A 12,202-nucleotide genomic window follows, 5' to 3' on the forward strand; every position below is an offset into this window, starting at 1 on the left:
TCAATGGGGCATTTTTCCATTTTCATCTATGGTTCAATTCCGCTTACAAGCTTTCCGTCAAGGTAGAGAGTAACTTTGTCCCATTTAGAATAACCGTTTGAGGCAGCAGTAAACGAGTAATCTCCTGATTGCTCATAGTCTGTCCATCCATCTTTGGTAAGCCTCACCTGTACTTCTATGCTCTTTCCCGGTTCCAAAGTGCTGGCCTTTTTGGTAAATCCAATTTCAGCATAGCAATCTGCCTTATTTTTTACCGGAATTATTTTTACAAACTTGCAAATTACAGCATCATTTCCCACTGTTGACCAATCGCACCAAAAGTTATTTTTTTTATTATCATCTGACGTAAAGTAATATCTTAGTTTTACATCCGTCAGTTTTATACTTGAAACTCCTGTATTAGAGAGCAAAAATTTGGTGCCGATTGTATTGGATCTGGATGCAGGTACGGAATTGAAAAACTGGAGGTTGATATTACCGGAAGCACCTGATTTTCCTGCACTGCTTGCAGAACTGTTTATTCCGTTATTCCTTGTAGGAGTATTTATTTGTCTTGAAATACTAGGTGATTTAGGTGCATCAGTATTTCTAGCATTTACCGATTCAGCCTTTGACCCTGGGGTTTCATCAGGCTCTTTACCTCCCACTTTAACACCTGCATCATATACAGGTATGTATATGGTTTTTACAGCAGCACCCTTTGATAATCCCTGGTATGAATAATCATTTTCCGGGTTAAATGTGTCTCCTTCTGCAGCAATCCTGAACTGTACCTCCTTCTTGAATGCCGATTGTCCTCCCGGGCTTATTTCAGTCCCGTCAAAATCAACGGTAACATAATAGATATTGCCCTTAAACTGTTTTATTGGGGAAATCTTTGCACCACCCTGGTTGTAATTCAGGCTTACCTTTAAACTGGCAGGTCCTTTACCTCCCTTAATAAACTCACTTAAATCCATAAAGTACTTAAATGACAATTTTTTGCTGGATCGTGCCGGCCATCCTGAAATGTTGTTTAATACTGCTTTTATCTCAACGAAATTACTGGCTGATGCATTGACTGAGGCTTCCACAAAAAACTCTTCTTCCACTTTTTCAAAGGCCTTAAAGCCTTCAATGGGACTGCCCCCATAAAGAAGATACATTTTTGCAAGTGCCCCTGTAAACCCTGCGTTATAATCACATGCAACCTCATTATTCGTATAATTTCCAATCTCATCCTTATAACTGTCATCATTGCCCGGACCCCCAACAAGGGCACCATAAAGAACATGCCTGTGATGATTGGGTATTGTTTGACTGTCAGACCATGAGCCATGTGCCGTTCTGTGATGAGGATGCTCGGGAGGGTTCTTTCCATACCCTACGACAAAACTCCTTCCTGAGCTGCCAAGTGCATACTCAATCTGTTTTTTGGCAAATTCTTTATACTTATTCCCTTTATCTTTACTGCACCCTTTCCAATCTGCGTAAATGCTTGCCAAAAATGCTTCTGTAGTTGAATACCGCAACGAACCCCACTGATCAAGCCATGCCAATCCTTTTGGGGTATACTTTATCTTATCGGCACCTATACCTGCCCAGTAATCAAGATGGTTTTCAAGTGATTCCTTATAAAGAGGCTTTTTAGTAATCCTTGCAAGCAGCAATTCTGCACCGTTATGAACATCATCCCAGCAAAATGCCCATTTATAGGCAATGGTATCTGTTTGGGGTTCTTTTTTCCAATTGGCTGCATACCCTTCTGCCTTGGAAAGATATGATGATTCACTTGTTGCAAGATATAACCATGCCCCAGCCCATGAAAGCTCATCATAAAAGCCGCTCCATGACTTGTAAAAACCTTCTGCAGCCGTATACCCACTGTCACTTTTGGTGCTGTCGGCAAAACTAAAAAGTTCCCTGGCATGCTTCAAACACTTTGCTGAATACTGTGGGTCACTGTCTTTAAATATAATAGAAGTAACCGCTAAAGCTGCTGATGTTTCTGCAACCACTGTTGAACCCGGGTTTGACTTGTCCACCTTATATGAAGGTCTTTCCATGTTCATGGCTTCAGCAGGTCCCCACCATCCATGATCCGTGTTACCGTTTCCAACTTGATAGTAAAACTCATCAGGTTTTGTGTGACACTTCATAAAATAATCTGCAGCCCACCTGATATTATCAAGTATGTATTTTAGCTGGCCGCTCTTTTCATAAGCATCTTTATATTCATATACACCCCAACCAAGCACAGCAGCACTATACGCCATTGGAAGCCCAAATTTCACATGATCCCCGGCGTCATACCAGCCACCTGTTAGATCCACCCCAACATCCGAACCATCCTTTAAACCGGAGTCTCCCCTCCAGTTCATGCGGAGCTTTTTTTCATCCAGGTTTCCTGAACGCTGGCATTCATAGAAGAAAATCGATTTCTGCAATGCTTCGCCAAAATTAAAGTTCCCGGTTGCCGGCTGTTGTTCAGGCAGCCTTTCTTCAATGTTTTCCGTTCCCATCTTTTCTCTATCACTTGTAATATTATCTAAAGCACTATTATTATCCCCTGTAGAGGACGACACCTTATTCCTATCGGAAATTTTAGACGAAGCCGTATAGGTGTTTTTACCGTTTTTACCTGGCAATACCATCTGTTTAACAACAAGTGCCAATAATAAAATAACAAGCAGTGATAAAAAAACAATTAAAAACCTTTTTGCTTCCTTCCTACTCACCCTAAAGTCCAAACCGTTTAGCTTCATTATCTTATACCCCAGCACAATACTTGTCTATTATCATATCCATTTCAGCATCCCATACCGTATCAACAGCACATAATTCAGGATGCTTTAAAAACCACTCAACAGACTTTTTAATACCAGATTCAAAAGAAACCACTGCTTTAAAATCAGGTACAAACCTCTTTATTTTGCTATTATCAAAAACCGCACTCTCAGCTTTGTCACCTAAAAGGCTCCCCAGACTTTCCGGATGTACTTTTGATATAAAATCTGATGCAATATGAATTATGTCAGGTTTCACTCCTGCAGCTTTTCCAATCAGCTCATATATCATATTCCATGTAAGCACTTCATCTGATGTAATATGAAAAGCATGGCCTATAGCCAGTGAATTTCCCATAAGTCCGGTAAATCCCTTTGCAAAATCTGTATTGTGGGTTATGGTCCACAAAGAAGTGCCATCACCATGTACAATAATTTTTTTACCCCTTTGAATTCTATCTATTATAGACCACGGCTTCTGCCAGCTGTTAAGGGCTGCTGGTATCATTTGCAATCCATAGGTAAGGCTGGGACGGACAATAGTAACAGGAAACCCATTGCTGCGGTACTCAGCCATAAGCATGTCTTCGCAGGCAATCTTGTCCCTGGAATACTGCCAGAATGGATTTGCAAGAGGAGTTGATTCTGTGATTATATAGTCTGTAGGAGGTTTTTGATATGCCGAAGCAGAACTTATAAAGATATATTGCCCAGCATTTCCCGCAAATAGTTCAAGATCAGTCCTGACATGTTCAGGAGTAAAAGCAATCCAATCAACTACAACATCAAAGCTGTACGGCTTTAAAACCGCCTTAACACTCTTATAATCTCTTATATCTCCATTAATCACCTTAGCTCCTTCGGGTATATATAAGGGTCTATTTCCTCTGTTAAGAAGATATAGCTCAACCCCCTTCTCAATTGCAAGCTTTGAAACTGCTTCACTTATTATTCCCGTACCGCCTATAAAAAGCACTTTCATAATATCACCTCATAATTTTTATAAAAAGCATTATCCTTAGTCATTGCTAAAAAATAACCTCCGCTATAGAGGCATTCCTTATGTCATTTTATCACATCATTGACCATAATAGTATTAAATGTGATATATGATTGTGGATTAATGCTTTTTATAATCACTCTATATATCGCCCGCAATCAAGAATCATAATTCAAACTATTATGTATCATTTATCCAACTATTTTTCCCGAATTTACATCAATATAAACAAGCCAGAACCCAAAAGCTCCATTTTTAGGCTCAACGCCTTCTTCCTGTGCCCATCTGCAAAACACCCCTAACGGCCTTTGGTCAACGGAATAATTCCCAGGTACGCCTAAAACTATATATTCCTTATCGTTACTTATATCATTGCATAATCCTACTATTAAATTTCTGTGTTTGTAGTATGCAAACAAAACCTTTGGATTAAATAGAAATGGATTTCTTAAATTGCATTGATAGAATATATTATTCAATACTACGGGATTGGTGACCTCCCACCACTTATAGATCCTGCACCCATTTTTAAATGGATTGGCTACTTCAAAGTTTTTATTAAACAATTCCTTTAATTTATTTGTATCAACACTGCCGTTCATTGTTTCAAAATTGAATTTGTTAAATCCATCATTAAGGCAGCTGGCACAGCCATTAACTTTATTGCAGAATTCGCTGTTCTTATTCGCACTGTTTTTCTGCTGTATAAATTCAGTGTCTGTTTCTTCAGGCTTGTTTTCATCAACCTCAATATAGATATTTTCTTCTTTTAAATCATCATTAAGAGTATCCTTAACTTCCTTATCTTCAGAATGTTGATTTTCTAGCTGTGTTTCTTGTACATATAACTCCTCAGCCTGTTGATTCTCTACTTTCGCTTCTTCTACATGAATATTCTCAACCTGCTGGTTTTCTACTTGTGTTTCTTCCTGCATATTCTCAGCATCAATGTTCTTGGTATCAACTTTATATCCAGTATTCTGTATATCTTTGATCTTATTATCACTTACAATACTGTTAATATTTACACTGTTTTGATAGTCAGGCAAGACTTTTGGGTAAAGAGTTTCTTTCAGCTTATCTTTCCAGGAAACATCAGCTCCTTTATTTGAAACAAGGGGAAAAGCCATACTGTTTTTTCTCTGCATCTCAGTGGCAACAACTGCTATAATATTAAACTTATCTATGGATATACCTGTAGAATCCACATTAGATGCATCAAACCTCCAGGTAAGCTCACCTTTACCTTCGCTTATAGGCAATATCCCAACACATACTGGGTTAAACTGCTCCTTAACGCATTTTATTAAATATAATTTAAATACTGCCTTTTCCTGTCTATCATTTAAGTTCTCGAAATGAGCAAAAAGCTTTCCCTTACCATCTGCGACTTCAATTTTCACATAACCGGCAGGATCTTTACCCAGTCCAAACCCTTCATCATCACGTTTTAGAATTAAAAACATTCTCCCAAACTTGTACTCTTTATCCATGTTATGCCTCTCAATATTTTCCTATTATTCTAATAATATATATGAGAGGTATTAAGAAAATAAAACAGAATATATAAAAATCATTGTTAATTTTGCGTTGGCTGTGCAAATCTATTGGATATTTGTGCAAATTGATTTATTGTCAAGGTTTCACCTCTAGCATTCTCATCAATTCCGAGGTCAATAAGAATTTGCCTGATTTCTTCTTTGCTCTTGGCAAATTTATTAGAGTTAGATAGTGCATTTAAAAGAGTTTTTCTCCTTTGTCCAAAGGACGCCTTAACAGTTGTAAAGAACATATCCTTATTTATTAGTTTTACAGCCGGTTCCTTAAATACCTTCATTCTTATTACTGTTGAATCAACCTCAGGCTTTGGCACAAAGCAGTGGGGCGAAACATCAAAAAGCCTTTCGGGTTTTGAGTAGTATTGAACCGCAACAGACAGTGCCCCATAATCCTTACCGCCTGGAGACGCAACAATCCTTTCAGCAACTTCCTTCTGTATCATAAAAACCATTGTATCTATGCCTGGATTTTCCTCCAGGAACTTCATAATAATTGGCGTTGTTATGTAATAAGGCAAGTTTGCTACTATCTTAACATGCTCCGTCTCAGGTGCCTTCTCTTTTTCCTCCCTTATAACTTCCTCAAGTGAGGTCTTCAGGATATCCTTATTGATAAGTGAAGAATTTGGAAACTCTTTAAGTACCTCTTCCAGCGGAGGAATAAGATGCTTGTCTATTTCAACAGCTATAAGCCTGCCTGCTTTTGCAGCCAGTCTCCTTGTCATATTACCTATGCCAGGACCAACCTCAATAACAATATCATTCTTATCAATATCAGCCATATTTACGATTTTATCAATTATATTATCGTCAACAAGAAAGTTTTGCCCTAAAGACTTGGTCAATCTAATATCATATTTTTGAATTAACTCTTTTGTTATTTGTCTCATTGCCATATTCCCCACTAAATCTAAAAGTAACGGTTATCCGAATCCATTTAGGCATCCGAATAACCGTCCAATTTTTGTCCCTTATTTATTAACAGATATACTTCCTATTTACTTAAAAACATCTCGAAATAAAAGCTTAATCTGTCATCATTTCTTTTTACTGCTAAAATTTGACTCTATTCCGATAATATATAAACTTTAACTCTTTTACAACCCCATTTATTAACAAACGATTGACTGTCATAATACAAGTCAATGAGGTCGCCTTTTATTGCACTTCCTATATCGGCTGCAACAGCATAACCATAATCTGGTGTATCACCTGCAACCTCCACATATACCTTTGTACCTAGGGGTATAACCCTAGGATCTACCGCAATTATGCCTTTTCTTGCTTTTACTCCCGTATAAGTAATACCAAATTCCGGATGGCCAGGATGCTTTCCTGTATCTGCATAAGAAGCTGTATACGCAGTAGCCCTCATATTTAGAACCTTGTCATATCTTAAGAAATCTCCCCTAGACGTCTTGTGCCCAAGCATAGTTCCTTCTTCTACAATTCTGTCTACAGGACTCATCGTTACATTTTCCTTAAGCAGAGTTCTTTTAACTTCCTTTCCATCCTCTGTAACAACTTTATAAACCTTTTCTTTTTTACCTTCGGCACCCTCTCTCACAGATCTTCTTATTCCGTGCTTTAGTTTGGGGTTATCCTTACTGACTGTCTTATACGGTATAGGTATTTCCTCACTTACGATCTCTTCTTTCACTCTTACAATGCTAAACTTCATATCCTTTTCTATTTTATCATTTAGCTGTGCTCCCACAATTTTGTCCATAGCATTTAATGTTATTGACTTCTTAGTAAGAGCATCTTTTACGGTTTCGGCAGTTGTCATTATTTTATCCTGCCGTCCTTCAATTACTACATTAATTGGTACAGCCCTTTTTATATGTATTTCATTCGCACTTTTCTTTTGTAATTTTGTCTGCGGCTTAATATTGATATAATCGTCGGGGCCCAACCTTATACCAACCTGATTTAAAGCATCACTCACCGTAGATTTTATAGTCCTTATTACAATTTTTCTGCCATCGTCATAAATTATTACTTCTTTTTTCATATTGAAGTATAATCCTACTCCGGCCAATACAGAGATCACAACAGCTAATAATCCAATTGCAACTTTCTTTAATGAAAAATACCTTTTAATATTTCTCGCAAGCGGTAACATGAGATCACCTCCTGTTAAAATATTAATAAGGGACTTAAATATTTTAATTGAATATGCTGACTTTGTCAAATTTTAGTCCATTTTTTACCGCCTGATACTATTATACCCATATAGACTGAAATTATTCACTGATATTAGCATATTTTACATGGATTATAACGGTATGTATCCCTCCATATTCCAACGATCGAACATAACTGGATCAATATCTATACATAATTAATATTTCAATCATTCCTTAATATGACCCGTAATTCATCATGTTAGGACTAACAATGGGACTGATATTGGGGTTCATGTATGGACTTACCTGTGGTTGATTTGCAGGGAACTGTTCCATAGGCATTTGATTTACAGGCATGTTATTTATAGGCATGTTGCTCACCGGCATTTGATTCATTGGTATATTGCTCATCGGCATTTGGTTCATTGGCAAGTTGCTCATCGGCATTTGGTTCATTGGTATGTTGCTCGTCGGCATTTGGTTCATTGGCATATAATTCATTGGCATCTGATTCATTGGCATCTGATTCATTGGCATATTGCTTAATGGCATCTGGTTCATTGGCATATAATCCATAGGCATTTGATCCATCGGATACATACCCATGTTTTGTTCACCCATGTAACCTATATTATTAAGCATGGGACATTGCATATTCATTAACAAAGGGCAGCACATCATAGGCATTTGCATGGGCATATGCATTTCCTCATGTTCAACCTTTGGCATCTCTTGACCTTGCATCTCATGGTTTTGCATGCATTCTTTGCAGCCCTCAATAGGTGCAACCGCTTCACTTTCCATACCCTTATCTTTATATTTCTTCATATCTTTACTCATTGTATAACTCCTCCAAATAATATACATGAAAGTCTTCATTAACATTATATGACCCATCTATAAATTGGTGAAGATTTGTTATGTAAAGATACGCAAATAATAAAATAATGGCTTAATTTTGCACAATAACACTTGGTATATAATCCATTATATCTGAAATTATCCAGCTATTTTCAAATACAGACATTTTAAAATATCTTTTATTCAGTCCTTCTAAAAAATCACCCTTTATTGCTCCCGGTACCCTTTTTACTTCGATTTGTGCTTCCATAATTATACTGCCTTTTAAATCTGTTGATAGTTCTTCTCTATATAAAGCAACCGATTTCAATTTAAATGATTGTATAACATTTCTAAAATTATCTATAAAATCATTTCTCTTCTTTGCATCTTCCTGGGTTAATAGCTTTGGAGTTTGCAGTCTGAACGCTTCTTCATACCTGCCGGTATCAATATAATCTGCCCACTTCACAACAGTGTCCTTTAGCTCTATAAGATCATTTTGAAGCAGAAGCTTCTTTACTATACGATCACTTTCATCTTTAGCTGTCATTAGTGACTGTATATTATCTTGAGCTTTTGACGATTTTGTCTTTAAATCATCCATTTCATTTTTAAGGTTCTCAATCTCTTCATCCCTCTGCCGTAAAACATTCTTATAGTTGGTATAATCATCGTTTCGGGCATCATTACTTTTAGCCTGGTCTTCCTTTAATGATTCCACCTGTTCCTTATATCTTTCCACCTCTCCACCTCTAACCCAAAGGAAATAATTGAATAAAACAAATATGGTAAGTATGAGACTGCTAACCAGAATCAAAATAAATTTTTTCATCGCCCACCTCCGGCATTTTACCTGTATTTAAGCATGAATGAAAAATTACTTCCACTTATCGTTGCAGCTGGTAGTTTAGCTTCGCTAAACTGCTCGCCATGCATCCTGGGTGTCGACGAGTTAAGCCAACACATGAGTCAAATATATAGCGGAAGTTATTTTTTAATCATGACTTATTGATGAAAAGTCGCCAATCCTTTACACTTGTCATATAGATAAAAATCATTATTGATCATATATCAAATAGCCGTCTTGCATTATTAAGCGTCACAGAAGCCACAACATCAAAGTCAATCCCCTTAATTTCTGCTATCTTTTCAGCAACAAGCCGCACATTTCTAGAATCATTTCTTTTTCCGCGAAGAGGCTCAGGACTGAGATATGGGCTGTCAGTCTCTATAAGGATTCTGTCCATAGGGACATATTGTAAAACCTCTATTGCTTTCCTTGCATTTTTAAAGGTAACAGGCCCGCCAAAAGATAAGTGAAATCCCATGTCCAGAAGTATTTTCGCCATTTCCACACTTCCTGAAAAGCAGTGCATAACTCCTCCAACCTGTGATATTTGACTTTCTTTTATAATATTAATAATATCCTCATGAGCATCCCTGTCATGAATTATAGCAGGCATGGAAAGCTCTGCAGCAAGGTCCAATTGTCTTTTAAACCAATACTTTTGCACATCCTTAGGACTGTAGTCATAATAATAATCCAAACCTATTTCACCTATGGCAACAACTTTTGGATTACTGGCCAGTTCAGTAATTTTTTCTATTGTACTGTCATCCATAGTACTGGCATTATGCGGATGGATACCTACAGATGCATAAATAAAGTCAAATTTTTCAGCAAATTCTATGCTCATAAGAGATGTGTCAATATCTGTTGCTGCATTTAAAATATATGATACTCCATCTTCGTGAGCTTTGGATAAAACCTCTTCTCTATCGTCCTGGAATTTTTCATCATCATAATGTGCGTGGGAATCAAAAAGCATACTTACCTCGTTAAATAATTTTTTTAATCTTTAATCATTTCTAAGGCATTACTTATCTAACCTTGGAGCCGCTGCCGATTTCCTTATCTATCGCTGCAAGAACCAGTGACTTGTCATCGGAGGCCGCAAGTATCATTCCCTGTGACTCAATTCCTCTAAGTTTAACAGGCTTAAGATTCGCAACAAGTATTACATACTTGCCCACCATTTCATCAGGTGAATAATGCTTTGCAATACCTGATACCACCTGTCTTATTTCATCACCCATTTCAAGCTTCAGCTTCAGAAGCTTATCTGCTCCCTCAACCTTTTCTGCTTCTAAAACCTTAGCTACCCTGAGGTCTACTTTTGCAAAATCATCTATTGTAATATAGCCACTATCACCTGCATCCTTTTTGTCCTCAGGTTTGGCTGTATTTTTATCTTCGGTTTTCTTGGTATCGGCTTTTACATCTTCGCTTTTTGATGCTGCATTTTTGTCTGCCATCTTTTCCAACTCTTCAAGCTCTTTTTTGATATCTATTCTTGGGAAAATTACATCTCCCTTATTGACTTTAGTTCCTCCCGGATACTTGCCCCAAACCTTTGAGCTATCCCAGTCCAATATACCTGTATTGCCCGCTATACCCAACTGGTTCCATATCTTTTCAGGTGTCTCAGGCATAAAAGGCTGTATAAGTACTGAAATTATCCTTAAGCTTTCTGCAAGATTGTACATTACAGCAGCAAGCCTCTTGTTGTTAGCCTCGTCCTTTGCCAGAACCCAGGGCATTGTTTCATCTATATATTTGTTAACCCTGGAAATCGTCTTCCATATTTCTGTAAGTGCTGTATTGTACTGAAGCTTATCCAAAAGCTCCTCAACCTTTTCAGAGGTTCCCATAACAGTCCCTTTAAGGTCTTCATCAAAATCGCCATCCTGATATTCCGATGGCATAACCCCGCCAAAGTACTTGTCTATCATGGCTACTGTTCTACTTACCAGGTTACCTAAGTCATTTGCCAAATCGGAATTAATTCTATTTATCAATGCCTCATTTGAGAATACACCATCAGAACCAAACGGCACTTCCCTTAATAGAAAATACCTTATTGCGTCCAGACCGTATTTTTCAATGAGTATAACCGGGTCCACAACATTTCCCTTTGATTTGGACATCTTTCCGCCTTCTAACAGGAGCCATCCATGACCGTATATTTGCTTTGGCAATGGTTCTCCAAGTGCCATCAGCATTGCAGGCCAAATTATAGTATGGAAACGTACAATTTCCTTTCCTACAAGGTGCACATCTGCAGGCCAGTAATTTTTATAGTTATCATCGTTTTCTGACATATATCCCAGTGCAGTTATGTAGTTTGAAAGGGCATCTATCCAAACATAAACAACATGCTTGTCATCAAAGGTTACTGGTACACCCCATGTAAATGTTGTCCTTGATACTGCAAGGTCTTCCAATCCAGGCCTTAAAAAGTTATTAAGCATTTCATTCCTTCTTGATATAGGCTGGATGAAATCGGGGTTCTCTTCAATATGCTTTATAAGCCTATCCTGATACTTTGAAAGTTTAAAGAAATAGGATTCTTCCTTTGTAAGCTCTACTTCCCTTCCACAGTCGGGACATTTCCCATCTATCAATTGAGTCTTTGTCCAGAAGGATTCGCAAGGAGTGCAATACCAGCCCTCATACTCACTCTTATAAATATCGCCCTGATCATAAAGTTTCTTGAATATTTTTTGTACAACTTCCTCATGGTATTTATCAGTTGTTCTGATGAACTTATCGTTGGTAATTTTCATCAGCTTCCATAAATCCTTTATTCCGTTTACTATTTCATCAACATATTCCTTTGGTGTAACACCTTTTTCTTCTGCTTTTCTCTGTATTTTCTGACCATGCTCGTCTGTTCCTGTTAGAAACATCACATCATAGCCTCTTAGCCTCTTATATCTTGAAGTTGTATCAGCCGCAACTGTTGTATAGGAATGGCCGATATGTAGCTTATCACTTGGATAATATATGGGCGTAGTAATATAGAATGTTTTTTTAGACATAATAATCCTCCTGCAAGAATTTTA

General features: G+C 37.5%; 9 protein-coding genes. All 9 read right to left on the reverse strand.

What is annotated here, in order from left to right:
* Positions 1-26 precede the first annotated feature (26 nt).
* Positions 27-2,501: a glycoside hydrolase family 9 protein gene (locus tag Bccel_RS19360; protein WP_201782028.1), complete on the reverse strand. Its 2,475-nt coding sequence runs from the start codon at positions 2,499-2,501 to the stop codon at positions 27-29.
* Positions 2,502-2,748: 247 nt separating this feature from the next.
* Entirely contained in the window at positions 2,749-3,747 is a 999-nt protein-coding gene (locus tag Bccel_RS19365; RefSeq protein ID WP_036936352.1) for an SDR family oxidoreductase, read from the reverse strand.
* A 209-nt stretch (positions 3,748-3,956) separates the two neighbouring features.
* Positions 3,957-5,258, reverse strand: a complete 1,302-nt coding sequence (locus Bccel_RS19370) for a hypothetical protein (RefSeq protein ID WP_036936349.1) — start codon at positions 5,256-5,258, stop codon at positions 3,957-3,959.
* 86 nt (positions 5,259-5,344) lie between these two features.
* Entirely contained in the window at positions 5,345-6,214 is an 870-nt protein-coding gene (rsmA, locus tag Bccel_RS19375) for a 16S rRNA (adenine(1518)-N(6)/adenine(1519)-N(6))-dimethyltransferase RsmA (RefSeq protein ID WP_036936346.1), read from the reverse strand.
* A 176-nt stretch (positions 6,215-6,390) separates the two neighbouring features.
* A complete protein-coding gene (locus Bccel_RS19380) occupies positions 6,391-7,449 on the reverse strand; it encodes a 3D domain-containing protein (protein ID WP_036936342.1) in 1,059 nt (352 codons plus the stop codon).
* A gap of 238 nt (positions 7,450-7,687) precedes the next feature.
* A complete protein-coding gene (locus Bccel_RS30325; RefSeq protein ID WP_036936339.1) occupies positions 7,688-8,293 on the reverse strand; it encodes a hypothetical protein in 606 nt (201 codons plus the stop codon).
* Positions 8,294-8,405: 112 nt separating this feature from the next.
* Entirely contained in the window at positions 8,406-9,128 is a 723-nt protein-coding gene (locus tag Bccel_RS19390) for a kinetochore Spc7 family protein (protein ID WP_036936335.1), read from the reverse strand.
* 232 nt (positions 9,129-9,360) lie between these two features.
* On the reverse strand, positions 9,361-10,125 hold the full coding sequence (locus tag Bccel_RS19395; RefSeq protein ID WP_036936332.1) for a TatD family hydrolase: 765 nt from the start codon (positions 10,123-10,125) through the stop codon (positions 9,361-9,363).
* A gap of 52 nt (positions 10,126-10,177) precedes the next feature.
* On the reverse strand, positions 10,178-12,178 hold the full coding sequence (gene metG, locus Bccel_RS19400; RefSeq protein WP_036936330.1) for a methionine--tRNA ligase: 2,001 nt from the start codon (positions 12,176-12,178) through the stop codon (positions 10,178-10,180).
* Positions 12,179-12,202: the final 24 nt, after the last annotated feature.

The sequence above is a fragment of the Pseudobacteroides cellulosolvens ATCC 35603 = DSM 2933 genome (assembly GCF_001262605.1).
Classification (GTDB): domain Bacteria; phylum Bacillota; class Clostridia; order Acetivibrionales; family DSM-2933; genus Pseudobacteroides; species Pseudobacteroides cellulosolvens.

Excerpts from the sequence above, each read along its gene's own strand:
- Bccel_RS19360 (WP_201782028.1), bottom strand. The coding sequence starts at position 2,501 with ATGGGAACGGAAAACATTGAAGAAAGGCTGCCTGAACAACAGCCGGCA.
- Bccel_RS19365 (WP_036936352.1), bottom strand. The coding sequence starts at position 3,747 with ATGAAAGTGCTTTTTATAGGCGGTACGGGAATAATAAGTGAAGCAGTT.
- Bccel_RS19370 (WP_036936349.1), bottom strand. The coding sequence starts at position 5,258 with ATGGATAAAGAGTACAAGTTTGGGAGAATGTTTTTAATTCTAAAACGT.
- rsmA (WP_036936346.1), bottom strand. The coding sequence starts at position 6,214 with ATGAGACAAATAACAAAAGAGTTAATTCAAAAATATGATATTAGATTG.
- Bccel_RS19380 (WP_036936342.1), bottom strand. The coding sequence starts at position 7,449 with ATGTTACCGCTTGCGAGAAATATTAAAAGGTATTTTTCATTAAAGAAA.
- Bccel_RS30325 (WP_036936339.1), bottom strand. The coding sequence starts at position 8,293 with ATGAGTAAAGATATGAAGAAATATAAAGATAAGGGTATGGAAAGTGAA.
- Bccel_RS19390 (WP_036936335.1), bottom strand. The coding sequence starts at position 9,128 with ATGAAAAAATTTATTTTGATTCTGGTTAGCAGTCTCATACTTACCATA.
- Bccel_RS19395 (WP_036936332.1), bottom strand. The coding sequence starts at position 10,125 with ATGCTTTTTGATTCCCACGCACATTATGATGATGAAAAATTCCAGGAC.
- metG (WP_036936330.1), bottom strand. The coding sequence starts at position 12,178 with ATGTCTAAAAAAACATTCTATATTACTACGCCCATATATTATCCAAGT.